25 protein-coding genes and 1 pseudogene are annotated in these 25,647 nt (G+C 65.7%); 12 read left to right on the plus strand and 14 right to left on the minus strand.

The features are described from left to right. Positions 1-113: 113 nt before the first annotated feature. The 3 genes from ACNJX8_RS05835 to ACNJX8_RS05845 form a co-directional block, all read right to left on the minus strand. Positions 114-533, minus strand: coding sequence for a hypothetical protein (locus ACNJX8_RS05835; protein WP_091886700.1), 420 nt, complete (start codon positions 531-533; stop codon positions 114-116). Positions 534-756: 223 nt separating this feature from the next. Next, positions 757-1,668 carry a hypothetical protein gene (locus ACNJX8_RS05840; protein ID WP_439359881.1) on the minus strand — a complete coding sequence of 304 codons (912 nt, stop codon included), beginning with the start codon at positions 1,666-1,668 and terminating at the stop codon, positions 757-759. Positions 1,669-1,928: 260 nt separating this feature from the next. Next, positions 1,929-2,369: a nuclear transport factor 2 family protein gene (locus tag ACNJX8_RS05845; protein ID WP_249759595.1), complete on the minus strand. Its 441-nt coding sequence runs from the start codon at positions 2,367-2,369 to the stop codon at positions 1,929-1,931. 692 nt (positions 2,370-3,061) lie between these two features. Between ACNJX8_RS05845 and ACNJX8_RS05850 the strand changes: the two genes are divergently transcribed. Further along, the gene (locus tag ACNJX8_RS05850; RefSeq protein ID WP_439359882.1) at positions 3,062-3,448 is read left to right on the plus strand and encodes a hypothetical protein; all 387 of its coding nucleotides are present in this window, start codon (positions 3,062-3,064) and stop codon (positions 3,446-3,448) included. 73 nt (positions 3,449-3,521) lie between these two features. Here ACNJX8_RS05850 and uvrB read toward each other — a convergent pair whose 3' ends face one another. The 4 genes and pseudogenes from uvrB to ACNJX8_RS05870 form a co-directional block, all read right to left on the minus strand. Continuing rightward, positions 3,522-6,485 carry an excinuclease ABC subunit UvrB gene (gene uvrB, locus ACNJX8_RS05855; protein ID WP_439359883.1) on the minus strand — a complete coding sequence of 988 codons (2,964 nt, stop codon included), beginning with the start codon at positions 6,483-6,485 and terminating at the stop codon, positions 3,522-3,524. 93 nt (positions 6,486-6,578) lie between these two features. Continuing rightward, the gene (locus ACNJX8_RS05860) at positions 6,579-6,800 is read right to left on the minus strand and encodes a hypothetical protein (RefSeq protein WP_439359884.1); all 222 of its coding nucleotides are present in this window, start codon (positions 6,798-6,800) and stop codon (positions 6,579-6,581) included. A 49-nt stretch (positions 6,801-6,849) separates the two neighbouring features. Next, positions 6,850-7,075, minus strand: a pseudogene (locus ACNJX8_RS05865) (hypothetical protein). A 330-nt stretch (positions 7,076-7,405) separates the two neighbouring features. Further along, complete coding sequence (locus ACNJX8_RS05870) at positions 7,406-8,323, minus strand: LysR substrate-binding domain-containing protein (protein ID WP_439359885.1); 918 nt, start codon at positions 8,321-8,323, stop codon at positions 7,406-7,408. Between the two features lie 193 nt (positions 8,324-8,516). On the opposite strand from ACNJX8_RS05870, the gene ACNJX8_RS05875 reads away from it, so the two are divergent. The 3 genes from ACNJX8_RS05875 (at position 8,517) to ACNJX8_RS05885 (ending at position 10,342) form a co-directional block, all read left to right on the plus strand. After that, complete coding sequence (locus ACNJX8_RS05875; RefSeq protein ID WP_128931452.1) at positions 8,517-9,296, plus strand: sulfite exporter TauE/SafE family protein; 780 nt, start codon at positions 8,517-8,519, stop codon at positions 9,294-9,296. Beyond that, positions 9,293-9,523 carry a hypothetical protein gene (locus ACNJX8_RS05880; protein WP_091886673.1) on the plus strand — a complete coding sequence of 77 codons (231 nt, stop codon included), beginning with the start codon at positions 9,293-9,295 and terminating at the stop codon, positions 9,521-9,523. The genes ACNJX8_RS05875 and ACNJX8_RS05880 overlap by 4 nt, the downstream gene beginning before the upstream one ends. Before the next feature lie 120 nt (positions 9,524-9,643). Then, positions 9,644-10,342 (plus strand): glutathione S-transferase family protein, encoded by a 699-nt coding sequence (locus ACNJX8_RS05885; protein WP_439359886.1) that lies wholly within the window; start codon positions 9,644-9,646, stop codon positions 10,340-10,342. Positions 10,343-10,503: 161 nt separating this feature from the next. On the opposite strand, the gene ACNJX8_RS05890 is transcribed toward ACNJX8_RS05885, so the two are convergent. Then, positions 10,504-10,719: a cysteine-rich CWC family protein gene (locus ACNJX8_RS05890; protein WP_439359887.1), complete on the minus strand. Its 216-nt coding sequence runs from the start codon at positions 10,717-10,719 to the stop codon at positions 10,504-10,506. Between the two features lie 114 nt (positions 10,720-10,833). On the opposite strand from ACNJX8_RS05890, the gene ACNJX8_RS05895 reads away from it, so the two are divergent. The 3 genes from ACNJX8_RS05895 (at position 10,834) to ACNJX8_RS05905 (ending at position 14,102) form a co-directional block, all read left to right on the plus strand. After that, the gene (locus ACNJX8_RS05895) at positions 10,834-12,387 is read left to right on the plus strand and encodes a DUF1800 domain-containing protein (RefSeq protein ID WP_439359888.1); all 1,554 of its coding nucleotides are present in this window, start codon (positions 10,834-10,836) and stop codon (positions 12,385-12,387) included. Next, positions 12,384-13,607 carry a DUF1501 domain-containing protein gene (locus ACNJX8_RS05900; RefSeq protein ID WP_439359889.1) on the plus strand — a complete coding sequence of 408 codons (1,224 nt, stop codon included), beginning with the start codon at positions 12,384-12,386 and terminating at the stop codon, positions 13,605-13,607. The genes ACNJX8_RS05895 and ACNJX8_RS05900 overlap by 4 nt, the downstream gene beginning before the upstream one ends. Before the next feature lie 171 nt (positions 13,608-13,778). Continuing rightward, complete coding sequence (locus ACNJX8_RS05905; protein WP_439359890.1) at positions 13,779-14,102, plus strand: antibiotic biosynthesis monooxygenase family protein; 324 nt, start codon at positions 13,779-13,781, stop codon at positions 14,100-14,102. 13 nt (positions 14,103-14,115) lie between these two features. On the opposite strand, the gene ACNJX8_RS05910 is transcribed toward ACNJX8_RS05905, so the two are convergent. The 6 genes from ACNJX8_RS05910 to ACNJX8_RS05935 form a co-directional block, all read right to left on the minus strand. After that, positions 14,116-15,057: an aldo/keto reductase gene (locus tag ACNJX8_RS05910; protein WP_439359891.1), complete on the minus strand. Its 942-nt coding sequence runs from the start codon at positions 15,055-15,057 to the stop codon at positions 14,116-14,118. A gap of 252 nt (positions 15,058-15,309) precedes the next feature. After that, on the minus strand, positions 15,310-15,765 hold the full coding sequence (locus tag ACNJX8_RS05915) for a GNAT family N-acetyltransferase (protein WP_439359892.1): 456 nt from the start codon (positions 15,763-15,765) through the stop codon (positions 15,310-15,312). A 298-nt stretch (positions 15,766-16,063) separates the two neighbouring features. After that, complete coding sequence (locus ACNJX8_RS05920) at positions 16,064-16,876, minus strand: PAS-domain containing protein (protein ID WP_128939785.1); 813 nt, start codon at positions 16,874-16,876, stop codon at positions 16,064-16,066. A 128-nt stretch (positions 16,877-17,004) separates the two neighbouring features. Then, complete coding sequence (locus ACNJX8_RS05925; RefSeq protein ID WP_091886648.1) at positions 17,005-17,163, minus strand: hypothetical protein; 159 nt, start codon at positions 17,161-17,163, stop codon at positions 17,005-17,007. 73 nt (positions 17,164-17,236) lie between these two features. After that, entirely contained in the window at positions 17,237-17,413 is a 177-nt protein-coding gene (locus ACNJX8_RS05930) for a hypothetical protein (RefSeq protein WP_164934664.1), read from the minus strand. A 159-nt stretch (positions 17,414-17,572) separates the two neighbouring features. Further along, complete coding sequence (locus ACNJX8_RS05935; protein ID WP_128931461.1) at positions 17,573-18,223, minus strand: glutathione S-transferase family protein; 651 nt, start codon at positions 18,221-18,223, stop codon at positions 17,573-17,575. Between the two features lie 605 nt (positions 18,224-18,828). On the opposite strand from ACNJX8_RS05935, the gene ACNJX8_RS05940 reads away from it, so the two are divergent. The 5 genes from ACNJX8_RS05940 to ACNJX8_RS05960 all read left to right on the plus strand — a co-directional run bounded on the left by ACNJX8_RS05940 (position 18,829) and on the right by ACNJX8_RS05960 (position 25,611). Further along, a complete protein-coding gene (locus tag ACNJX8_RS05940) occupies positions 18,829-20,031 on the plus strand; it encodes a pyridoxal phosphate-dependent aminotransferase (RefSeq protein WP_091887068.1) in 1,203 nt (400 codons plus the stop codon). Positions 20,032-20,430: 399 nt separating this feature from the next. Continuing rightward, positions 20,431-20,910 carry a DUF992 domain-containing protein gene (locus ACNJX8_RS05945; protein ID WP_439359893.1) on the plus strand — a complete coding sequence of 160 codons (480 nt, stop codon included), beginning with the start codon at positions 20,431-20,433 and terminating at the stop codon, positions 20,908-20,910. Positions 20,911-21,088: 178 nt separating this feature from the next. Next, positions 21,089-23,137, plus strand: coding sequence for an elongation factor G (locus ACNJX8_RS05950; RefSeq protein ID WP_439359894.1), 2,049 nt, complete (start codon positions 21,089-21,091; stop codon positions 23,135-23,137). Positions 23,138-23,490: 353 nt separating this feature from the next. Further along, positions 23,491-23,763, plus strand: coding sequence for a helix-turn-helix domain-containing protein (locus ACNJX8_RS05955; RefSeq protein ID WP_091886630.1), 273 nt, complete (start codon positions 23,491-23,493; stop codon positions 23,761-23,763). A gap of 93 nt (positions 23,764-23,856) precedes the next feature. Next, on the plus strand, positions 23,857-25,611 hold the full coding sequence (locus ACNJX8_RS05960; RefSeq protein WP_128931464.1) for a SulP family inorganic anion transporter: 1,755 nt from the start codon (positions 23,857-23,859) through the stop codon (positions 25,609-25,611). Positions 25,612-25,647: the final 36 nt, after the last annotated feature.

Raw genomic sequence — 25,647 nt, forward strand, 5'->3', positions numbered from 1 at the left:
TTCTGCGGCGCGTCACTGCGTGCCGCACCGCGCCCGGGGCACGAGACCCCTCAAATCAAAACCGCCGCGCTCCCTTTCGGGAACGCGGCGGCCGGTGATGCTTGTGCTTGCGATCAGCTGTTGCGCAGGCCGTCGGCGGCGCGCTTCCACTGCGCGACGTTGTCGGCGATCATGCGGGTCGACTTCATCGCGGCCTGGCTGAGCTGGGCGTAGCCGGAGATCTCGCGCTGGACGCGCTGGCCTTCGGCATGGAGCAGGTCGCGCAGGCTCTCGAGCTCGGAGATCAAATTCTCGATCTCGGCCAGCGAGGTTCCGGCCACGCGCTGGATCAGCGAGTTGACGTTGTTGACGGTGGCTTCGGCGCTCGCGTCGAGCGGCGGCGCGTCGGTCGTGGCCGCCGGCCGGCGCAGATAGGCGATGTCGTTGCGGACGAAATCACGGATGCCGGCCTCGACCTCGGTCACGGCGGCGAGGTTGTTGTCGACGGTCTCGGTCTCGGTGGTTTCGGTCTTTTCCGGACGGATGGCGTTCATCGTTATTCCCCTTTTCGCGTTTGAGCGCGGCGCGAGTGTCCCCGCACGACGACGTCTGTTTGGGCGACTAGGACGCCCGATTTTGACCGCAAATGGGCCGAGATGCGGCAAGGGCGGACCATTCGGGGGTTTTGCCGTGGCGTATGGTTAGGAGAGTGTGAATGGCTGCGGTTCGAGCAGTCGTCGCTCCCTCGCCCCGCTCTTGCGGGGAGAGGCGAAAGAGCTACCAGCTCTTCTTGAACCCGGCCGTCAGGCTCTTGTTGAGCGCGCCTTGCGAGGTCTCGCCGACCGAGCCGGAGACGGTGACGTTGTCGAACAGCTTTTGCTCGGCGCCGAACTTGCGCAGCCATTTGTCGTCGGTGGTCGACAGCGTCTGGCCGGCGGTGATGCTGGTTCCGGTGTCAGTGAGGGTGATCTTGGCCGACTGGTCGGTCTCGTAATTTCGCGTGATGTGGCCGCCGATGCCGGGGACAGCCGTCGTGCCTTGCTGGTTGACGCTGTAGCCGTTCTGGAGCGTCAGCGACGTGTCGCCCGACAGCGGCACCGACTTGGTCAGCGACGCCCCGATCTTGCTCTGTTCAGTGCCGGGATCGACCCGGGCCTCCACCGCGGTCTTGTCCCAGATCGAGCCCGCGCCCGGCGCGGTCGCGGCGGCCCAGGCGCTGCCGGAGGATTGCGGCAGGCTGCCGCCATTGGTGGCCTTCTGCGCCAGCAACTCGGACATCGTCCGCGGCTCGCGCGTCACCGTCATGTCGGCGCCGATCCGCGTATCCCAGAACGAGAACACGGATTGCTTCACCTTCACCGCCGAGGAGCCGTTCGCATTGGGGTTCGACGACCAGTCGAGGCCATCCTTGGCCGCGGCCTGGGCGCGCTTCTTGGCGGCCATGGGGTCAATGCCGGTGCCGGCATCGACCGCGAGCTGGCTCCAGTCGAGCTTGTCGACGTCGATGCCCTTGAGCACATCGGGGTCGTTGACGTCGGGGGCCTTCGTCGCCGCAGTCTCAGCCTCGTCGTCAGGCGCGGCCGCTGTGGGCGGAATGATCTGCGCCGAGACCGTTAACACCGAGCCCAAGATGAAGGCGGCCGCCAGCAACGGCAGCCTGGTCCAGCCAAACCCTGTCGAGAATTCCATCGTCCTGCCCGCGAACCCCAGCGCATGCTTTTCGATAATATATATCGGCCTTCGGCCATGCGCCAATTCCGCGCGAAACATGCTGATCCATCGTCGCGAAATTGTGACGGCTCGCCTCGAATGGCGAACCAACGGGCCGCGCGAAAAGCGCGCGCCCGACGACGAGCTTCTAACACGGCCGCATCCGGCGGGGCTGGAGGCCAGGGCGTCATGTGAGTGTCGTCATCGGTCCCGAATAGCGGGACCCGTTGGCGTCCCCCTCAGCCGGCGCGGCTCATCTTCGGCAGATGAATGGCGCGGCCGAGTGCCTGCTCGACCAGGTCGAATGTGTCGATCAGCACCCGCATGCTGACGAGCTTGCCCGCCCTGAACTGGGCGAACTGCGCGACGCGCAAGCTGATCGGCTTATTGGAATCGAGCGCCGTCAGCGAGTAGCGCAGCATCGAGGCGGCGGAATCGACGCCGAGCATGATGCTCTCGCGATCGAAGCGGCGAACATGGAAATTGTCGGCGAGCTGGCGGATGACGTCGAGCACGGCGTCCTTGCCTTGCCGTGCGCCGAGGAACGGAAACATGTCGATCGGACCGTACAGCGCCCACGCGATATCCTCGTCGATCAGGGCCTCGAGGTCGCTGAAATGCCGGTCGTTGATCGCGCGGTGCAACGCGCGCGAGAAACGCCAGAGGCTGTGCTCTGTCATTTGGGGCAGTCCTGAAAGCTGGCTTGCAAAAAAACGGAAAACAACCCCATGCACAGTAAAGGTGCCGAGGCTCAACTCGTTCGTGTACGAATAACTACGGGATTTCGGTCAAAACGCAATTCACGTTTTCGCAATGCACCATTGAACGCGGTTTGTGAGATTTACAACAGAGTCCGGTAATTTCCCGGTTCTGAGCGCAGGCCTTATGGAACCGAAGGCCCGCGTTCACCCCGGTGTCGTCCTGGCGCAGGCCAGGACCCATATCCACCGGCCTCCGCAATGGGCAGGGTGGTGGTTGACCGCGTGCCGGCACACCGGCAGCCGGGGTAATGGGTCCTGGCCTTCGCCAGGACGACGCCATGGAGATGGTGGGCAGCGGGAGACCGCCGGCCCCCTTACATCCCGTCCGCCCGCGCGAGACGCCCGCTTTGGCGGGCTCCTCAGGATGAGGGCGGAGTGTGCGGCAGCAGTTTCAACGGCCCCGATGCCAATTAGCCTCATCCTGAGGAGACCGCGGAGCGGTCGTCTCGAAGGACGAGGCGCTTGCTCAGGCGGCTCCAAGAGATCACATGCGATAGCCATGCCCCGCAAGCGGGGCGAGGCAAAGGGCCCGCCGCGCCGCGTGACCCATCTCACATCACCACTTTGACACCGCAGCTAACGTCATCCCCATGTCATCAGGGAGACGTGCCATGGCCACCATCGCCGCCGCCAGAAAGTCCCGCCTGCACAACGCGCTCGAAGGCCTCGCGCTGGCCGCAATCCTCCAGAGCTTCCCGACCTTCGCCGCCGCCGCCTTCCTGCTCAAGCTCGCCGGCAACCACGACCTCGTCGGCGACCCCGGCGTCGCCATCTTCGTCGCCATCGCCTCGCTCGCCCACGCGCTGCTCGCGGTGACCCTTGGCCCAAGCTTCCCGGCCTTCTTCAAGACCGTCTACGAGCCAAAATTCTTCGAGGCCCATCTGTCGCTGTCCGACAAGATCACCGCCTGGCGCACCCAGCCCGTCGCCTCGCTCCAGCTCGTGACCATCATGCTGCTGCTGTCGGTGATGGCCGTGGTGACGGCGAGCGTGGGGTAATCTCTCCTCGTCATTCCGGGGCGCCGCAAAGCGGCGAGCCCGGAATCCATAGCCACCACTCGCGCGGATGCGCCTACCTCTTCTTCCACCCGCCCCGTCGCCCCGGCGCCCCGCCCGTCGACTTCGGCGCCGGCCCGAACTCCGGACCCGACTGCCGCGAGTCCGTCGGCTGGATGATCCGGCTGGTGCTGCCGAACGGCTTTGACGGCAGTGTCGGGCTCGCGCGGTAGGGCAGCGATTCCGGGCCGTGCATCTCGTCGAGATGCGGCTTGTGCACGCGTGAGCCCTTGCCGCCGCCGGCCTTGAGCGCTGTTGCGGCGCTCTTGTTCTTCATCGCGCTGACCGGGAGGTTGGCAGCGTCGCCGTATTTCTTCGCTCCGGCGTAGGCGCCGGCCTTGCCCTGCACGGCGCGCTGCTTGGCGGTGGGATCGTCGACCACGGCGAGCTCGGTCGCGCGCAGGCGCTTGACTTCGTCGCGCAGGCGGGCGGCTTCCTCGAAGTTCAGATCGGCGGCGGCCTCGCGCATGCGGGTCTCGAGATCGGCGAGCACCGCCTCGAAATTGTGGCCGATGGAGATGACGTCGTCGGTCATGTCGTGGCCGCCGACCTCGACCAGCACGTGATCGCGCTCGTAGACCGAGTTGAGGATGTCGCCGATCTGCTTCTTCACGCTCTCCGGCGTGATGCCGTTGGCGGTGTTGTACTCGACCTGCTTCTCGCGGCGGCGGTTGGTCTCGGCGATGGCGCGCTCCATCGAGCCGGTCATCTGGTCGGCGTAGAGGATCACCTTGCCGTCGACGTTGCGCGCGGCGCGGCCGATGGTTTGGATCAGCGAGGTCTCGCTGCGCAGAAAGCCTTCCTTGTCGGCGTCGAGAATGGCGACCAGCGCGCATTCGGGAATGTCGAGGCCTTCGCGCAAGAGGTTGATGCCGACCAGCGCGTCGAAGGCGCCGAGGCGGAGATCCCTGATGATCTCGATGCGTTCGATGGTGTCGATGTCGGAGTGCATGTAGCGGACACGAATGCCCTGCTCGTGCAGATATTCGGTGAGGTCCTCCGCCATGCGCTTGGTCAGCACGGTGATCAGCGAACGATAGCCGGCCTGCGCGGTGGCGCGGACCTCGCCGACGAGATCGTCGACCTGGGTGCGGGCGGGGCGGATGTCCACCGGAGGATCAATCAGCCCGGTGGGACGGATCACCTGCTCGACGAACACGCCGCCGCTCTCGTTCAGCTCCCAGCCGCTCGGCGTCGCCGACACCGCGATGGTCTGCGGCCGCATCATGTCCCATTCCTCGAAGCGCAAGGGGCGGTTGTCCATGCAGGAGGGCAGGCGGAAACCGTATTCGGCGAGCGTCGCCTTGCGGCGGAAGTCGCCGCGGAACATCGCGCCGATCTGCGGGATGGTGACGTGGCTCTCGTCGGCGAAGATCAGCGCGTTGTCGGGCACGTATTCGAACAGCGTCGGCGGCGGCTCGCCTGGGCGGCGTCCGGTGAGATAGCGCGAATAGTTCTCGATGCCGGCGCAGCTTCCGGTCGCCTCCATCATCTCGAGGTCGAAGGTGGTGCGCTGCTCCAGCCGCTGCGCCTCCAGAAGACGCCCCTGGTCGTGGAGCTGGTCGAGCCGCTGCTTCAATTCGAACTTGATCGACTTGATCGCCTGCACCAGCGTCGGGCGCGGCGTCACATAGTGCGAGTTGGCGTACATCTTGATGAACTCGAGCTCGTCCTGCTTGTGGCCGGTGAGCGGATCGAACTCCTCGATATTCTCGATGATGTCGCCGAACAGGTTCACGCGCCAGGCGCGGTCCTCATAGTGCGCGGGGAAGATGTCGATGACGTCGCCGCGGACGCGAAACGTGCCGCGGGTGAAATCCGCCTGGGTGCGCTTGTACTGGAGCGCGACGAGGTCGGCGATGAGCTGGCGCTGGTCAATGCGCTCGCCCTTCTTCAGCGCGAACGTCATCGCGGTGTAGGTTTCGACCGAGCCGATACCGTAGATGCAGGACACCGACGCGACGATGATGACGTCGTCGCGTTCGAGCAGCGCGCGCGTCGCCGAGTGGCGCATGCGGTCGATCTGCTCGTTGATCGAGGAATCCTTCTCGATATAGGTGTCGGTGCGCGGGACGTAGGCTTCCGGCTGGTAGTAGTCGTAATAGGAGACGAAATACTCGACCGCGTTGTCCGGGAAGAAATTCTTGAACTCGCCATAGAGCTGGGCGGCGAGCGTCTTGTTCGGCGCGAGGATCAGGGCAGGGCGCTGCGTCGCCTCGATCACCTTGGCCATGGTGTAGGTCTTGCCCGAGCCGGTGACGCCGAGCAGCACCTGCGAACGGTCGTGGCGATTGACGCCCTCGACGAGCTCAGCAATCGCGGTCGGCTGGTCGCCCTTGGGCTCATATTCAGACTTGATCTCGAAGCGCACGCCGCCTTCGGATTTTTCCGGGCGCGGCGGCCGGTGCGGCGTCCAGACCCGCATCGAGCCATCGTCCTTGCGGAATTCCGGGCGGCCCTCGCGGATCAGCGCCTCCAGCGCATCCGCGGTGGCCTTGACGCCCAGTGCCTCCATCTTGGAGCGCGGTGGCCGCGCCAGCGCCTCGGCATCGTCCTCTTCAGTGGGAAGACCGAGCTGACGGGCCAATTCCGGATCGAGTTTGGGGATCGTGGCCGAGGTTCCGTAATTGGCCTGCGGCGCTTCGTCGAAGCCTTCGGTGGACGCCCCCGGCGGCATCGGCTTTACAATAGTCTTGGTATTGGGCTTGGCCGTATCCTGCGGAAACTCCTTCGGCGTCGAGGCGCGCGCGCGATGCGCGGCGGCTTCGCCCCCGGCGCGGCGATCGCGCGAATTGTCCGGCGGCGGCTGCAGGCCGGTGCCCGATCCCAGGCCCGCATCGCCGCGATTGATCGCGGGATTGAGCAGCTCGGCCAGCGCCGGCCCGATCGGCTGCACATCGGGGCGATGCGCCTTCGAGTTCGGGGCCTTGGTCTTCGGAGATTTGCCGGATTTTTCGGAGGATGCAGGTTTCTTCGCCATGGGGCGAATATGGGACGAGTCCGCCCCGCGATAAAGGGCGAATGCCCATCGTCATGCAGCCTGCTGACAGCAGGTTGGCAGCAGCCTCGAGGCTCACGCCGGCTGCGGCCCCTCGTCGTCCTCACCCGCCTGATGCGGCCTCAGGATGTCGAGATGGATGCCGCCGCAATCGGGGCAGCGCATGGTCCAGTACTCGCATCCGGCGCGACCGCCGATCACACGCAGCACCATGAGATCGCCGTCGCATTCCGGGCAGTTGGACAGCACGGCGCGGGCATAGATCCGCGGCCGTCCGTCGGCTTCGATGATTGACATGACCGGTTCCCACGCCGCCCTGTCGCTGGTCCGTTGCAGACCCGCTCGTCTATTCGTCGTCGCTATCGGGCCCGCCGGCGGAAGCGATCGATGTGGTGCTTGGCATCGGCAATCGCGGCGTCGCGATCAGGCCAGGCGAAGCCGACTTCCATGGCCGGAAACAGCACGCCGTCGATGGCAACCGGGCTGAAATCGGCGCGCCGGATGCGGGCGTGCCACAGTCCCTTGCCAGCTTCGAAGGATTCGATGTCAAAGCCGTCGTAAAGGGTCGTCATTCTTATAGGTCCCACTTTTCTTTTCGGAGGGTCAGGGGACCACATTTGCGAATTTCAGGATGTGAAGCCGTTCACAAGCCGCGGGGCTTTTTTGCCTGACGCATAAAAGACGCCCGGTTCCGTACGGTTTGTGCGCTCCCTCCCCCGCTTGCGGGGGAGGGTTGGGGAGAGGGTGTTTCCGCAGAGAGATTCCCAGTGTGGAGAGAGCCGTCACCCGCCGCGCGCGGGACGATGCTTCGCATCCTCCGAGGCGCGTCGGCCTCTCCCGCAAGCGGGAGAGGCGGGAGTCCGTGGCACCAATGGACCAAAGTGCAAACGGGCAGCTGACGCTCAGTTCCGCGCCGCAGCACGGCCGATCCGCCGCACCGGACGCGCCGCCGGTTCCGACGCCGTGCGCATGATCCAGCGGCGAAACGCGGCGAAGTCGCGTTGCTCGGTCTGGAAACTGCGATAGAGCAGGTACCAGCGCATGCCCTTGGGCACTGAGAGATCGAACGGCGCCACCAGCCGTCCGGCGGCGAGGTCGTCGTCGATATAGGGCCGGATGCCCATGGCGATGCCGAGCCCGTCGGCGGCGGCCTGGAGCGCCTGGCCGTAGAACTGGAACTCTGGCCCGCGCGCGTTGATGCGCACCAGGTTCGCGGCCTTGAGCCAGAGCGGCCAGTCCTCCGGCGAATGCGCGACGCGGATCAGGCTCGGCCCCCTGAGATCGGCCGGCCGCTTCAGGCCGCTCGCAAGGCGCGGCACGCAGACCGGCGTGAGGTCGCCGGCGAACAGCGGCTCGGCGACGAGGCCGGGCCAGTCGCCGGTGCCGAGCTTGATGCCGCAGCTCCAATCCTCGCCAAATGGCACCGAGGCGCCGCCGGTGGTGAAGCGCACCTCGATGTCAGGCTCCTCGCTGCGAAACTCCGACAGGCGTGGGATCAGCCAGCGCATCGCAAAGGTGTGGCCGACGCCGATGGTGAGCACGCGCATGCTGGAGGGCGCGGTCACCTGCGCGGTGAGGCTCGCCAGGGCATCGAAGATCGGCGTCAGACCGCTCTGATAGGCACGGCCGGCCTGCGTCAGCACGAGCTTGTTGGCCTTGCGCTCGAACAGCGCGAGGCCGAGCCGCTGTTCCAGCAGATGCACCATGCGGCTGACGGCAGCCGCCGACACGTTGAGCTCGACGCCGGCCGCGGCAAAGCTGCCGGTCCGCGCCGCCGCCTCGAATGCCTTGATGCCGTTGAGAAACAACAGCCGCCGCAAATGCCCCACCCTCAGGAAAGCTGATGCCAGGCCAAGATAACTCAGTTTGCGAAGGAAGGGCAAGCGAGGCACGGTCTCTTCGCCTCTCCCCGCGTGCGGGGAGAGGCCGACGCGCGCCGAGCGATGCGAAGCATCGTCCGAAGCGCGGCGCAAGCAGCCTGCGTCCCTTACCAGCCGACAGGAGACTCCCTTCGTGACGTCCATCATGATCGCTGCCCTCGGATTGCTGATGGTCGCCACAGCGTTCCTATCCGGGCTGTTCGGCATGGCGGGCGGGCTGATCCTGATCGGCGTGCTCTTGGCCTTGATGCCGCTGCCGACCGCGATGGTGCTGCATGCGATCACGCAGATGGCCTCGAACGGCTGGCGCGCATTGCTCTGGCGGACGCATATCCGCTGGCGGCCGGTCGCGAACTACATGGTCGGCGCTGCCATCGCACTCGCGGCGTGGTCGCTCACCCGCTACGTGCCGGACAAGCCGATGGCGCTGCTGCTGCTCGGCATCACCCCGTTCATGGCGCGCCTGCTGCCCGCGAACATCAAGCCGGACCCTGATAGGCTCTGGCAGGGCACGGCCTACGGCACGATTTGCATGGGATTGATGCTGATGACCGGCGTCTCCGGCCCGCTGCTCGACACCTTCTTCCTCGGCGGCGATTTCGGCCGGCGCGAGAAGGTGGCGACCAAGGCAATGTGCCAGCTCGTCAGCCATTTCACCAAGCTGGTCTATTTCGGCGGCATCATCGACCAGGCCGCGAGCCTCGATCCCGTGCTCGCCGGCGTCGCGATTGCGGCCTCCATGCTCGGCACCACGCTGGCGCGGCGCATCCTGGAAGCGATGACCGACCAGCAATTCGTGGCCTGGTCGAATAAGCTGATCACCACCATCGCCTGCTACTACATGGCCTATGGCGGCTGGCTCCTGGTTCGCACACCGGTGCTGGCGGCCTTCGACAAGGGAGGTTTGCAATGAGCGAGGCCACCGATCCGCTGGTGCTGGATTTCGTCGAATGGGTCGCACGCGAGCCGCGCGCTTATGCCGAGGTGATCGCGACCTGGAAGACCTCGTGCCCGCGCCTCACCATCTGGGAAGACGCCACTGAGCGTGGCTATGTCGCGCGCGAGACGGTGCCCGGAATCGGGCTGATCATCGCGGTGACGGAAGGCGGCGAGCGGCTGTTGCGCGCGAACGGGCGGTGATCTCTCCACATCGTCATTGCGAGCGCAAGCGAAGCAATCCAGAATGTCCCTGCGGCGGCGGTCTGGATTGCTTCGTCGCAAGAGCTCCTCGCAATGACGGAGCGGATGGAGTTGCCTTTCATGTCACTCAAACTGTTCGAACTCGTCGGCACCGACGCCGCGCGCCCGTTCAGCCCGTATTGCTGGCGCACGCGGATGGCGCTGGCGCACAAGGGCCTGACGGCGCAATCGCTGCCCTGGCGCTTCACCGAGAAGAGCGCGATCGCGCCGCACGGCTCGGAGAAAGTCCCGGTGCTGCTGCATCACGACAAGCCCGTGGTCGATTCCTGGACGATCGCGAACTATCTCGAAGACAATTTTGCGGATCGTCCGTCGTTGTTTGGCGGCGAGGGCGGTCGCGCCATGGCGCGCATGATCAATGCCTTCGGCGATATCGCCATCGTCGGCGGCATCTTTCCGCTGATCGTCGCCGACATTCCGAACAACCTCGCCGAGGTCGATGCCGCCTATTTCCGCCAGTCGCGCGAGGCGCGCTTCGGCGGCAAGTCTCTGGAAGAGGTCATGGCCGACCGCGACACCGGCGTGGTCGCGTTCCGCAGGTCGCTGGAGGTGATGCGGCAGACCTTGAAGAAGCAGCCCTTCATCGGCGGCGCCGCGCCGAACTATGCCGACTACATTGTGTTCGGCGGTTTTCAATGGGCGCGGGTGGTGAGCCCGTTCAAGCTGCTCGAGGCGGACGACCCGGTCTACGTCTGGCGCGAGAAACTGCTCGATGCGTTCGACGGCATGGCGCGGAAGTCGCCGGGGCATGAGGTATAAGCCTCGTAGGGTGGGCAAAGGCGCAAAGCGCCGTGCCCACCATCTCCCACACACGCAATGAAATGGTGGGCACGCTTCGCTTTGCCCACCCTACGATACTGCCGTAGCCCGGATGGAGCGAAGCGCAATCCGGGATTTGCGTTCGCGGAATGATTCCCGGATTACGCTTGCATTCCATCCGGGCTACGCGCCTCTGCCGCCGCCTTGCGCAAACACTCCCGGCACAAACAATCCTCGCCCTCGATTGGCATCGGCAGTTTTGCCGTCTCCTCCGCGCACCAGCAATTGCCTGAGAGGTCGCAGCCGAACTCGGTGCCGCAGCGGGAGCAGGTGAGGCGGCGCGGTTCCTGCAATGAGGATTCTTGCGGATTTGTCATGATCTACGTCGAAGCTTCGCCGTCATTTTCATGTCGGGTTCATCTGTCGCTGCGGTATATTACGCGTTGCGCACGGACTCCGAAAGCGGCCCCCAACGCGCGAAGGACAGATCGATGGCCCGCGATTCGCAAGCCGCGCTTGTTGCGCTCAACCGCTTCGGCTTCGGCGCCCGCGGCGGCGCGTCCGGCGATCTCATCAACGCAGCCTCCGATCCGCGCGGTTTCGTGAAGGCAGAGCTCGCGCGCCCCCATGGCGTGCTGCTGGAAGCGCCGGGCCTGCAATCGACGCCGCAGCTGGGGCAGGCAGTGTTCGCCTATCAGGACCAGGTCAAGCAGGCGCGCGAGGCCGCGAAGGCGGCCGCTGAAGCACCGTCGACACAAGCGCCTGCCGATCAGAAGCCCGCCCTGCGCCGCAATCTCTCGCTGAACGCAGCGGCGGCCGAGGTCGCCGGCCAGATGGCGGATGCAAGACCGGCCGATCATGCGGCGAAGCCGGAGGCCATGCAGCCCAACGCCGCCGCGCTGCCTGCCGCAAAGCCCGCGCCGCAACCGCTCAACGTCATCCAGAAGACGTTTCGCGCCGAGGCGCTGGCCCGGTTGCAGCGCGCCACCCTTGCCGACTGCGGCTTCACCGAGCGTCTCGTCGTGTTCTGGTCAAACCATTTCTGCATCTCCGCCAGCAAGGGGGAGCTGGCGCGGATCTGGGCCGGCGCGTTCGAGCGCGAGGCGATCAGGCCGCACGTGCTCGGGCGCTTCGCCGATATGCTGAGGGCGGCCGAGCAGCATCCGGCGATGCTGTTCTTCCTCGACAACCAGCAATCGCTCGGACCGGATTCGCGCGCCGGGCAAAACCGCAAGCGCGGGCTGAACGAAAATCTGGCGCGCGAGATCATGGAGCTGCATACGCTCGGCGTCGGCGGCGGCTATACGCAGGACGACGTCACCTCGCTCGCGCGCATCATCACCGGCTGGACCTTTGCCGGACGGCAGGGACAATTAGGAGTGCCTGGCTCCTTCGTGTTCAATGTCAATGCGCATCAGCCCGGGTCGCAGATCCTGCTCAGCAAGACTTACGCTCAGGCGGGTCTCGCGCAGGGCGAGGCCGCGCTCGCCGACATCGCGCGCCATGCCTCGACCGCGAATTTCATCGCCACCAAATTGGTCCGTCACTTCGTCGCCGATGATCCGCCGCCTGCTCTGGTTGCGCGGTTGCGCGACATCTTCGTCAAGACCGACGGCGACCTGAAGGCGCTTGCCATGGCGCTGGTCGATTCCGATGAAGCGTGGAAAGCGCCGCTGACCAAGATGCGCTCGCCATACGATTTCCTGGTCGCCAGCGGCCGGCTGCTCGCGCGCGTGCCGGAGGATCCCGGCACCTATCTGAACAATCTGAATTTGCTCGGCCAACCCCTGTGGTCGCCGGCGGGACCGAACGGTTTCCCTGACACCAGCGCCGCCTGGGCCGCGCCCGAAGGCATGAAGCTGCGGCTCGACATCGCGGCGCAGATGGGGGCGCGGCTCGGCAACAACATCGATCCGCTCGACCTCCTGGAATTCGCGGCTGCGGACGCGGCCTCCATCGAGACACGGCGAACCATCGAGCGCGCGGAGTCGCGGCAGCAGGCGCTGGCGCTGCTGTTGATGTCGCCGGAAATGCAGCGGAGATGACGATGATTGACTGCGTCGAGAACCGGCTCCTCACCTCGCGCCGAGGACTCCTGCTCGGCGGCGCCTCCTTCGCGGCCTGGGCTTATCTGCCCAAATTCGCCCGCGCTGCCGACGGGCGCGATCCGCGCCTGGTCGTGGTGATCCTGCGCGGCGCGCTTGACGGGCTTTCGACCGTCGCCCCGATCGGCGACCCCGATTACGCCGGCCTGCACGGCTCGATCGCGCTCACGGCTGATGGTACGCATCCCGCGATCATGCTCGACTCGTTCTTCGCGCTGCATCCGGCGATGCCGGAGTTTTCCCGCATGTATCGCGAGATGCACGCCGCGGTGATCCACGCGGTCGCAACACCGTATCGCGATCGTTCGCATTTCGACGGCCAGGACGTGCTCGAAAGCGGCTATGCCGGCCCGGGCCGGGTGCATTCCGGCTGGCTCAATCGCGCGCTGGAAGCGCTGCCGCGCGGCGAGCGGGTATCGAGCGGGCTTGCCGTCGGCCCGACCACGCCGCTGGTGCTGCGCGGCAATGCACCGACCGTCGGCTGGGCGCCGGTCGCCCTGCCGCAGGCCGACGACGACACCGCGATGCGCCTCGTCGAGCTCTACCGCCATCGCGATCCCGTGCTGGCGACGGCTTTGTCGCAAGGCCTCCAGCTCGACAAGGCTGCAAGCGGCGACGACATGAAGCCGAAACGCGGCAATGCAGCCGCGCAGATGCGGCAGGTGGCGCGCGGCGCGGCAAAGCTGATGGCCGCCGACGACGGTCCGCGCATCGCCGCGCTCGCCTTCGACGGCTGGGACACACACGCCAATGAAGGCGGCCCGGTGGGGCGTCTCGCCTTCCTGCTCGGCGGGCTCGACGGCGCGCTCGCCGAATTTGAAAACGGGCTCGGCGCGCGCTGGCGCGACGCTGTGGTCGTCGTCGCCACCGAGTTCGGCCGCACCGCGCGCATCAACGGCACCGACGGCACCGATCACGGCACGGGAACGATAGCGCTGCTCGCCGGCGGCGCCGTGAAGGGCGGCCGCGTCATCTCCGACTGGCCGGGCCTCAAACTCGCCAACCTCCATGAAGGGCGCGACCTCAAGCCCACCACGGATCTGCGCTCCGTGATCAAGGGCGTGCTGCAGGGGCAATTTGGGCTCTCGGATCGCGTGCTGGCGGAGGCGGTGTTCCCGGATAGCGTCGCAGCACGGCCGATGAAGGGATTGGTGGCTTAACAACTGCCGTCGTCATTCCGGGGTGCGCGTGGCGCGAGCTATGATGCGCAATTGCGCATCTAAGAATCCATTCCTCCACCGGTTCTGTCGCAAAATGGATTCCGGGCCCGCGCCTTGCGGCGCGTCCCGGAATGACGACATGATGAGCCTAGCATCAGGAGAACCGCCGCCATGTACATCGCCATGAACCGCTTCCGCGTCGCCAAGGGCTCCGAGTCCGCGTTCGAGCAGGTCTGGCTCACGCGCGACACGCATCTGGACAAGGTGCCGGGCTTCGTCGAATTCCATCTGTTGAAGGGCCCCGAGCTCGAGGACCACACGCTGTATGCCTCGCACACGGTCTGGGCGAATTATGCGGCGTTCGAGGCGTGGACCAAGTCGGAGGCGTTTCGCGCGGCGCATCACCGGGCCGGCGATAACAAGCCGCTCTATCTCGGTCATCCCCAATTCGAAGGTTTTGAGGTGATGCAGACTGTGGGGCGCGGCGCAAAGTAGCGCGCCGCATCGTTTAGCTCAGAGTGATCTTGTCGATCTCCACCGTCTCCTCCGCGCTGAGCTTCCACGCGATCGCCTTGACATTCTCCTCGACCTGCTCGACGCGGGTGGCGCCGGCGATCACGCTCGACACTTGCGGTCGCGCGGCGAGCCAGGAGAAGGCGAGCTCGAGCATGCTGTGCCCGCGTATTTTGGCGAAGGCCGTGAGCTTCTCGACGATGTCCTCGTTGCGCGGCGTGACGTAGCGGTCGCGCAGCCGCGGCACCTTGCCGAAGCGGGTATCATCAGGCGCGGCCTCGCCCCTTCGGTATTTGCCGGTCAGAAGTCCGCTTGCGAGCGGGAAGAACGGCAATAGCCCGAGCTTGTATTCCGTTGCTGCCGGCAACAGATCTTTCTCGATGTCGCGCACGAGGAGGGAATATTCGTCCTGGCAGGAGACGAAGCGGCTGAGATTCATCGCGCGTGCGACGTACTCCGCCTCTGCGACGCGCCAGGCCGGAAAGTTCGAATTGCCGATGTAGCGGACTTTGCCCTGCCGGACGAGATCGTCGAGGGCGCGCAGGCTCTCCTCGATCGGCGTCAGCGGATCGTAATCATGCTGCTGGTAGAGGTCGATGTAGTCGGTCTTGAGCCGTCTCAGGCTCGCCTCGACCGCGTTCATGATGTAACGGCGCGAGGCACCCTGCTTGGTGCCGTCCTCCGCCATCGGCTTCGAATATTTCGTCGCCAGCACGATATCCTTGCGGTGGTCGCCCAGCACGGTGCCGAGCACCGTCTCCGAGCCGCCCATGTTCGAATAGATGTCGGCAGTGTCGAACAGCGTGATGCCGAGATCGAGCGCGCGATGGATCACCTTGCGCGAGGTCTCCAGATCTGTGCGCTGGCCGAAATTGTTGCAGCCGAGTCCGACCGCAGAGACGCGCAGGCCGGAGGCGCCGAGATTGCGAATGTCCATGGGAGATCCTGTCAGATGAGCCGCGGCGTATTCTGACCACGGCGCCCCCCATCAGCAAGCCGCTCGCCGCGCTGCTGCCATGCCCATGAGGCGGACAAAAAAATGCGGCCCCTGTCAGACGCGGCGACTGACGGGGACCGCTTGGGGCGCTTGATCGGTGACGGGGGGCCTGATCAGACGCAGGCGCGAGCGTAGCCCTGCTATGTTACGCGAGGGTGACAGTGGGACTTATCCACAGGGTGTGGAGAGGAATCAGAGCAGCTTGCGGTAGACGATGAATCCGGAGCGCTCGGCGACCTTGTCGTACAGGCGCTGCGCCGTGAGATTGGTCTCGTGCGTCTGCCAGTAGACGCGCGGCGACCCCGCCAGTTTCGCCCGTTCATACACACCATGGATCAGCGCGGAGCCGACGCCCTTGCCGCGCACAACCTCACGCGTGAACAAATCCTGCAAATAGCAGGACGGTTCGATCGCCGTGGTGCTGCGATGGAAAAGATAGTGCGTCAGTCCAAGCAATTGGCCATCGCTCTCGGCGACCAGCGCGTGCATCGGCTCGTAGGCGTCGAAGAAACGCTGCCACGTCATGCGCGTGATCTCGGGCGCAAGCGCGGTCGGACCCGAACGGCCGTAGAAGGCATTGTAGCCGTCCCACAGCGGCAGCCATTGATCGTAGTCCTGTTTGGTGACGGCTCGAATGGTGAGGGACATGTGAATTTCCGCGATCGATGAAGGATACTTCATACCCATGACGGGCTTGCTGATCAATTTGTCTCGCGAGTCGGATGGACATTCAGTCGTGGCGACAGCTTGCCTTGCCCCTCACCCGGATCGCTTGCGCGATCCGACCTCTCCCCGCAGAAGGGCGGGGAGAGGTAGAGATATCGGCACAGTCGAAAGTGAGGTGCGCACCGGCTTCTCGCTCCCTCGCCCCGTTCTTACGGGGAGACGGTGGGGTGAGGGGCTGTATCCGCGAGCGCCGGCGTACGATGCGCGCACGTTGCCGCGCCTACTCCGCAACGCGGAGATAGCTCATCAGCCTTCGGTTCGCGGGATCGCGCAGCGAGCGATAGTAGTCGGCGCTCGCCGGCGCATCGGTGTGGCGCACGAGGTCGGTCACCGGCGTGTAGCTCAGCATGCGGCCGCCGTCGGGCAGCGCGGTGCAGACGAAACGCAGCACCTCGCCGTTGCGCAAGGCAATGTTGATCGGCGTGGCATCGCCGATCCGCACCATCTCCATGCGCTGGGCGATGAAGGTGCCGAGCTCGTCCTCGGGCAGCTCGAACGCGCCGGTGTCGCGGCCGTGATACATCAGCGCGATGAAGGGCGGCTTGCCGTCGGCGATCTGGTCCGGCACCGCAAAATATTCGCGGAACGCGCGGTTGATGAATTCGGCCCGCGTCTCAGCATCGAGCAGCACGACGCCGATATCGATCTGGTCGAGCGCGGCCGACAGGCGTGCGGCGGTGGCGTGGCTCTGGCGCTCGGCCGCGAACGTGCCGAGCATCCGCGCGCGCATCAGGCCGGTGATGCCAGCGGTGCCGGCAACCGTGATTGCCAGGAGGCCGAGCCGGACCAGATCGGCGTTGCCATAGCCGGAGACGCCGTGATGGTTGAGGAAGAGCAGTGCCGCGCCGATCACCGCGACGGCTGCACTGGTCATGGCCGAGGCGAGGCCCGACAGCGCGCCGGCAAGCGCCACGAGGCAGACCAGCAGCGGCGCAGGCGAGGGAGTGGGGACGACGCGATCGAAGAGCATTGCCAGCAGCAGGGTCGCTGCCGTCAGCACCGGACCGGAGATCGCGCGCCATCCGAACCGCATGGGCCAGTCTCGCTCCTCCCCCACGAGGTAAGACCGCAACACTGGCGGATCGTTGCGCCGATGCGATGCGATTTCGCGCGATGCGCTTAATGGGCGCTTGCGGCGGAGCGCAAATCTTTCGGATGATTTTAGACCAAGTGCGCGTGCCTGAGGCGCTGTTGCAGCGCGGGCGCATTCAGCGTCGAGCTGCCCGAGCTCTTGCGCATGCCGGTGAAAATCAACAGCGATGCCGCGACCAGGATGGCCGCAGTCAGAGTGATCGCAACGACTACCACAGGTGACTTCATCGACGTCCTGTCGCAATGCCGGTCGGCACGGGCCGCACGGCGCCTTGAAGGCTGGTCCAGGATGAAACGGGAATCAGATCGGCAGGCCCATCGCCATGGTCGCCTTGGTCGACATCACCGTCAGAGTGACGATCAGGCACAGCGAGAGTGCGGCGACGGCGAGCGAGGCCGCGACCGCGTTGGTCAGCCGGGAAGACGCGACGGTGGCGGATTGGCCCTGAAAGCCTGCCGTGCCGGACGCCCGAATCATGGGTCTAAATCCCTCAACACGCGAGCGAATCACCCGCGACTTTCCACAATTTCCCAGTTTCAACCGGCAATATTGCGGCGGCTGTCGCGCCGAAAGCGGCGACATTGCGGCAAGGGCGGCCCTTATGCCCACTATTTGCCGGAGCGGGGGGCAGGCCTGTCAGGCGCCCGCGGCAATGCTGGCGGGGTCGTCGATGTCGGCCGGGCGCCAGTCCATCGTCACGAAGCCGGGCGCAGCTTCCACGCGCTTCAGCCAGTCCCGGACCGCCGGGAAGGTCGAAAGATCGAAGTCGCAGCGGTCGGCGAGATGGGTGTAGCCATAGAGCGCGATATCGGCGACCGTGAGCTGGCGGGCGGCGAAATAGGCGTTGGTCTTGAGGTGGTTCTCCATCACCTGGAGCGCGCCATAGCCGCGCTCCATCCAATCCTCCAGCGAATGGGTCTGCAGATCGCGGCCGCCCTTGACCAGCGACAGCCAGAAATAGGCCGCGCCGATGTTGGGTTCGAGCGCGTGCTGCTCGAAGAACATCCACTGCAGCGCCTCGGCGCGGTCGATGCGGTTCTCCGGCGCGAGCGGCGTGCCGACGGCAACGTACCAGAGGATGGCGTTGGACTCGGCGAGATAGCGGTCGTTCCCGACCTCGAGCAGCGGCACCTGGCCGGACGGGTTCTTCGACAGAAAGTCCGGCGTGCGGCTCTCGCCGCGCAGAATGTCGATCTCGATGGCCTCATAGGGCACGTTGAGCAGCGCCAGCGCAAGGCGGACCTTGTAGCTGTTGCCGGAGCGCTGCATCGAATAGAGCTTGTACATTCTGGGAGTTCGTTTCCGAGGATGGGAAGGCGCGGCGCTGGCAGCCCTGCAGCGCGGCTAGACAATGATGCCGATGCGAATCCGCCGCAAGAGCCGGCCCATAGAAAAACTCGAAAACCCTACCGCACTGCAACGCCACGGAAGATCATTTCCGCGCGACCGTGCAACCGAGATCACGCTTGCGTCAGCACACCAATGCGTTGCTCCGCGCAATCGTGAAGTCCGCGGACGACCGTATGCATCGGGTTTAGGGCGCTGGTGCTTCCGCGTTGTCATGGCCGGGCATAGCCGACCGAAGGACGCCATCGCTTCCGCTCGGCTAGGTCCCGGCCATCCACGCCGCGTCAAGCGGTTCGAAGAACGTGGATGCCCGGGACCCGGCTATCAATTGCTCCGAGGACAAGCCTTGCCGGATATGAGGAATTTGGCCGGCAAAGTTGCGGAACATTGCGGTCAATCGCGCCTCGAAACGCGGGAAATCCGCAAACTTTTGCCGGATCGGGCCGAAGTTTCTTGCGGTGCAGCGGCTCACGTTTTAGGGTGGCTCATTCCCACAATCAGAGTCGTGAGGCCGAGGGCTTCACGACGCTTGTCAGGAGATGACGATGTCCTTCCTTGCCGCTGCGCTCGACCGTGTGAAGCCGTCCGCGACCATCGCGGTCACGGATAAAGCACGCGCGCTGAAAGCGGCGGGCCGCAACGTCATCGGCCTAGGTGCCGGCGAGCCCGACTTCGACACGCCCGCCAACATCAAGCTGGCGGCGATCCGCGCCATCGAGGCCGGCAAGACCAAGTACACCGCGGTTGACGGCATCCCCGAGCTGAAGGAAGCCATCATCGGCAAGTTTCAGCGCGAGAACGGCGTCGCCTACAAGCCGAACCAGATCATCGTCGGCACCGGCGGCAAGCAGGTGCTCTACAACGCGCTGATGGCGACCATCAATCCGGGCGACGAGGTGATCATTCCCGCGCCCTATTGGGTCAGCTATCCTGAAATGGTGGCGCTTGCCGGCGGCGAGCCGGTGCCGGTGGTCTGCACCGCCGCGACCGGCTTCAAGCTCCAGGCCGAGGCGCTGGAGCGCGCGATCACGCCGAAGACCAAATGGGTGATCCTGTGCTCGCCGTCGAATCCGACGGGAGCTGCCTACACCAAGTCCGAACTGAAGGCGCTCACCGACGTGCTGCTCAGGCATCCCCATGTCTGGGTGATGACCGACGACATGTACGAGCATCTCGTCTATGACGACTTCCAGTTCACCACGGTCGCGCAGGTCGAGCCGAAACTCTACGACCGCACGCTCACCGTGAACGGCGTGTCGAAGGCCTATTGCATGACCGGCTGGCGCATCGGCTATGCCGGTGGCCCGGCTCAGCTGATCAAGGCGATGTCGACCATCCAGTCGCAATCGACCTCGAACCCGTCGTCGATTGCGCAATGGGCGGCGGTCGAAGCGCTGAACGGTCCGCAGGACTTCATCCCCGCCAACAACAAGGTGTTCAAGGAGCGCCGCGATCTCGTCGTCTCCATGCTCAACCAGGCCAAGGGCATCGAGTGCCCGCGGCCCGAAGGCGCGTTCTACGTCTATCCGTCCTGCGCCGGCACGATCGGCAAGACCGCGCCGTCGGGCAAGGTGATCGATAATGACGAGACGTTCGTCACCGAGCTCCTGGAGACCGAAGGCGTCGCCGTGGTGCAGGGCTCGGCCTTCGGCCTCGGACCTGCGTTCCGCATCTCCTATGCGACCAAGACCTCCGACCTCGAAGACGCCTGCAAGCGCATCCAGCGCTTCTGCGGCAATCTGCGGTAAGCCTGTCGCGACAGTGCAAGTTGAAAAGGCCCGCTTCGTGCGGGCTTTTTTGTTGTGTTTCGATAAGCGGAGTCGGACGGTCCTTTGTTCTGGTCGGCATCTTGCCATGCCCCTCACCCGGATCGCTGCGCGATCCGACCTCTCCCCGCAGAAGGGCGGGGAGAGGTTAAGTCGCGTCCGATTGCGCACTCTAATTCTTCTCGCATCGTGAGGAGCGCAGGCTCGCGCACTCCCTCGCCCCGTTCTTACGGGGAGAGGGTGGGGTGAGGGGTCTCTCTCCGCGAATTCGATTCCAGATATGTCCGATCTGGCACCGCCAAGACTCTTGTGGCATAGACGATCGCGCGGCGTGTGCCGCGTCCTTCCTGCTCGCATCCCATTCATCGCCGGAGACGTTTCATGCGCCGTTCGTTCCTCCTCGCCGGGCTTGCCGCCGCAAGCCTCGTTGTCTCCGTCGCTGATGCCAGCGCGCAGCAACGGATGACGCGGATCGGCGTGCTCGAATGTCGCGGCGGCGCCAGCGTCGGCTTCATCGTGGGATCGGTGACCCATCTCGGCTGCGTGCTGCGCGCCGACGGCCTGCCCGACGACCGCTACGTCGCGACCATCCGCAAAGTCGGTCTCGACATCGGCATCACCCAGGAGACGGCGCTCGCCTGGGGCGTGTTCGCGCCGGTCGACCGGCTCGGCCCCGGTGATCTCTCCGGCAATTACGCGGGCGCGCAGGGCAGCGCCTCGGTCGGCGTTGGCTTAGGGGGCAATGTGCTGGTCGGCGGCTCCAACAATTCGATCGCGCTCCAGCCGCTCAGCGTGCAGGGCCAGGTCGGCCTCAACGTCGCCGCGGGTCTGGAGAGCCTGGAACTTCGTCCGGGGCGTTGAGCCGCCGTCAATTCTAATTGACTGAGCCAGCTGCGAGACTCACCTCTCCCTCCGGGAGAGGTGAATACCGACGACGCACCGCAGCGACGTTTGATGCTTGCCAAATCTTGGGGACGGGCAGAGCATCTGCGTTTGCCGACCCAATCATGGGCCGAGCTCCACAAGAAGGAGGCGGCGAATGGGACAAGACGTCAGAAGTCCCCGAGGTCCACGGTGCATCGCGCTGGTGGGCCCATTCCAAAGCGGTAAAACCACACTTCTCGAAGCAATCCTGGCGCGAACGGGTGCGATCCCGCGCGCCGGCAGCGTCGATGCCGGAACTTCCGTCGGCGACGCCACGCCAGAGGCCCGTGATCACAAGATGACCGTCGGGCTGACTGCCGCCACCACGAGTTTCATGGGCGACAGCTACACCTTCCTCGACTGTCCCGGTTCCGTCGAATTCGCCCACGACATGCGCGCCGTGCTGCCCGCGGTCGATGCCGCGGTCGTGGTCTGCGAGGCCGATGAGAAGAAGCTGCCGCAGCTTCAGATCATCCTGCGCGAGCTGGAGGAGCTGAAGATCCCGCGTTTCCTGTTCCTCAACAAGATCGACCGCGCCAGCGAGCGGATCCGCGAGACGCTCGCAATGCTGCAGCCCGCCTCGTGCGTGCCGCTGGTGCTGCGCCAGATTCCGATCTGGAACGGCGAGCTGATCGAGGGCTTCGTCGATCTCGCGCTGGAGCGCGCCTTCATCTATCGCGAGCACAAGGCCTCCGAGGTGATCGTGCTCGAAGGCGGCAATCTCGACCGCGAGAAGGAGGCTCGCTTCTCGATGCTGGAGAAGCTCGCCGATCACGACGATGCGCTGATGGAGCAGCTGCTCGAAGACATCCAGCCGCCGCGCGATGCCGTGTTCGACGATCTTGCCCGCGAATTACGCGAAGGACTGATCTGTCCGGTGCTGCTGGGCGCCGCCGCGCGCGAAAACGGCGTGCTGCGTCTGATGAAAGCGCTGCGCCACGAGGCGCCCGGCGTTGCGGAGACCGCAAAACGTCTCGGCGTTCCCGACACCAAGGATGCGCTCGGCTACGTCTTCAAGACGCTGCATTCGCAGCACGGCGGCAAGCTGTCGCTGACGCGGCTGCTCGCCGGCCATCTCGACGATGGTGCGACGCTGCAATCCTCAGCCGGTGGCACGGGGCGCATCTCCGGTATCCTCGCCGTCAACGGCGCCTACGACACCAAGCGTGCCTCGGCCGAAGCCGGCGACACCGTGGCGCTCGCCAAGCTCGATCCCGTAAAGACCGGCGACACCGTCTCGAGCGGCAAGACCCCGCCGGCTGCGCTCGTCGCCGTGGAGCCGACGCCGCCGGTGCTCGCGATCTCGATCGCGGCCACAGATCGCAAGGACGACGTGAAGCTCGGCCAGGCGATGGCCCGGCTGCACGAGGAGGATCCCTCGCTGGTCGTGGTGCAGAACGCCAAGACCCATGACACCGTGCTGTGGGGCCAGGGCGAGATGCATCTGCGCGTCGCCGGCGAGCGGCTGCGCGACCGCTTCGGCGTTAAGATCACCTCGCATCCGCCCGCGATCGGCTATCAGGAGACCATCCGCAAGCCGATCACCCAGCGCGGGCGTCACAAGAAGCAGTCCGGCGGTCACGGCCAGTTCGGCGATGTCGTGCTCGACATCAGGCCGCTGCCGCGCGGCGACGGCTTCAAGTTCGCCGAGAAGGTGGTCGGCGGCGCGGTGCCGCGCAATTACATCCCGGCGGTGGAGGAAGGCGTCGTCGACGGGCTGGCGCGCGGCCCGCTCGGTTTCCCCGTCACCGACGTGGAGGTGACGCTGACCGACGGCTCCTATCACAGCGTCGACTCGTCGGACCTCGCCTTCCGCACGGCGGCGCGGGTCGGACTCAATGAGGGCCTGCCGCAATGCCAGCCGGTGTTGCTCGAGCCGATCCACATGGTCGAGATCGTCTGCCCGACCGACGCCACCGCCAAGATCAACGCGATCCTGTCGGCGCGGCGTGGCCAGATCCTCGGCTTTGACACGCGCGACGGCTGGAGCGGCTGGGACTGCGTCCGCGCCATGATGCCGGAAGCCGAGATCGGCGAGCTCATCGTCGAACTGCGCTCGGCCACCGCCGGCGCCGGCAGCTTCACCCGCCAGTTCGACCACATGGCCGAAGTGACCGGCCGCGCCGCCGACCAGATCATCGCCGCCCACCAGCACGCGGCGTGATCTGTAAGTGAGGCAACCGGCCTCTCACTCCCTCTCCCCGTTCTTCACGGGGAGAGGGTGGGGCGAGGGGCTGTTTCCGCGGATGCGGCATTTCATTGAGCCGAACCCACGCCCAACCTCCGTCATTGCGAGCGCAGCGACTTGTCCGCCGAAGCCTTTGGCGAAGGCGGAAGCAATCCAGACTGTCTCCGAGGAGGCGATCTGGGATTGCTTCGTCGCAAGAGCTCCTCGCAATGACGACGGAGGCCGGTGGGGCAGTCGATACAGGCCTTGCGCCCGGCCATAAATGATGTATCTTATATCATTGTATATGTCCTAGATATCATTTATACGCTCTGATACGTGAGGCCACGGTGATCACGTCGTTCCAGATGCGGGCAGCGCGGGCGCTGCTCGGCATTGACCAGAAAACCCTGGCCGAGCTCGCCGGCGTTTCGCTGCCGACCATCCAGCGGATGGAAGCCAGCACCGGCAATGTTCGCGGCGTGGTCGAGACCCTGATCAAGGTGGTCGAGGCGTTCGATCGGGCCGGCGTCGAGCTGATCGGTGAGCAGGCGCGCAGCGACATTGGCGGGCGCGGCGTTCGCCTCAAGGAGCCGGGGCCGCCGCGGCGGGTGGGGGCATGATCGGGGGTTGATCATGCTCGGGATCAGGAATGGGATAGCGCATCGTCGCACCTCGGCAACACGGGACGCACGATGCTTCGGAGCATCGTGGGCATGAGCATCACAAGCGATCAAGCGGGCCAACTGCATCAGCTTCGCCGGCCGACCTTTGTCGAATTGTATTTGCCAAAGCTCGTCACCATTTGGCGTGAGGGGTACGGCGTCGCGGACTTTCGCGCCGACGTCTTCGCCGGCCTCACCGTCGCGATCGTGGCACTGCCGCTGTCGATGGCGATCGCGATCGCCTCGGGCGTGACACCGGACCGCGGCCTCTACACCGCCGTCGTCGGCGGCTTCATCGTGTCCCTGCTCGGCGGCAGCCGTTTCCAGATCGGCGGACCCGCGGGCGCCTTTATCGTCCTGGTTGCGGTGACGGCCGAGCGGCACGGCGTCGACGGCGTGATCCTCGCCACCATGATGGCGGGGCTGTTCCTGGTCGCCGCAGGCCTGTTGCGGGTCGGCACCTACATCAAGTTCATTCCCTATCCTGTGACCGTCGGCTTCACCGCCGGCATCGCCGTCATCATCTTTGCGAGCCAGCTCCGCGATCTCGGCGGGATCACGCTTGCCGGGAAAGAGCCCAGCGAATTCGTTCCCAAGCTCGTTGCGCTCGCCGGAGGCCTCAACACCATCAATCCATCGGCCGTCGTGGTCGCGATCGGCAGCATCGTCATCATCGCCGCCTTGCGGCGCTGGCGGCCGTCCTGGCCCGGCATCCTGATCGCGGTTGCGCTCGCGGCGGTCGCCAGCGCCGTGCTGTCGCTGCCGGTCGAGACCATCGGCTCGCGCTTCGGCGGCATTCCGCGCGAGCTGCCCTCGCCGGCGCTGCCCGCGTTCTCGCTGGAGAAGGCAAAGGCCGTGCTGCCGGACGCGATTGCGTTTGCGCTGCTGGCGGCCATCGAATCGTTGTTGTCGGCCGTGGTGGCCGACGGCATGACCGGACGCCGTCATCGCTCCAATTGCGAGCTGGTGGCGCAAGGCGTCGCCAATATCGGCTCGGCGCTGTTCGGCGGCATCTGCGTTACCGGCCTGATTGCGCGCACCGCGACCAACATCCGCGCCGGTGCGCGCGGCCCGCTCGCGGGCATGCTGCATTCGGTCTTCCTGCTGCTGTTCATGCTGATCGCGGCGCCGCTCGCAAGCTACATTCCGCTCGCAGCGCTCGCCTCCGTGCTCGTCGTGGTGGCCTGGACCATGGCGGAGAAGCAGGAATTCGCGACGCTCCTGCGCTCATCATGGGGCGATGCCGTCGTGCTGCTCGCAACCTTCCTGCTCACGATCTTCCGCGATCTGACCGAAGGCATTCTGGTCGGCTTCGCGCTCGGCGCGGTGCTGTTCATCCATCGCATGGCGGAGATGACGGGCATCGAGGAGCGCACGCCGCTGGTGGTCCCCGATCGTCCCGATGACAGCAACGGTGCGCGCGTTCCCTACGATTCCGCGCTGGCGGTCGACCGCGACGTGCTGGTCTATCGCATCACCGGTGCGTTCTTCTTCGGCGCCGCCTCTGCGATTGGAGGCGTGCTCGACGGCGTCGCCGACCAGCGCAAGGCCTTCGTGGTCGATTTCGCCGCGGTGCCGTTCCTGGACTCCACCGCGGCGAACGTGCTCGGGCGCGTCGCCGCCAAGGCCCATCGCCAGGGCATCAGGCTGTTCATCACGGGGGCATCGCCGGCGGTTCGCCGCGCGCTGCTCACCCATGGCGTGACGCCGCCCCGCGCGCGCTATCGCCAGAGCCTCGAGCGAGCGATTGCCGACATCAAGGGCCGCGCAACGCAGCCCGAGGCCGATGAGGTTGCCGCGAGCTGACGGCGCCGTGGCGATGCGGCGCTCGTGCGCTTGACA

It is taken from the genome of Bradyrhizobium sp. SPXBL-04 (genome assembly GCF_051853035.1).
Lineage (GTDB): Bacteria > Pseudomonadota > Alphaproteobacteria > Rhizobiales > Xanthobacteraceae > Bradyrhizobium > Bradyrhizobium zhanjiangense.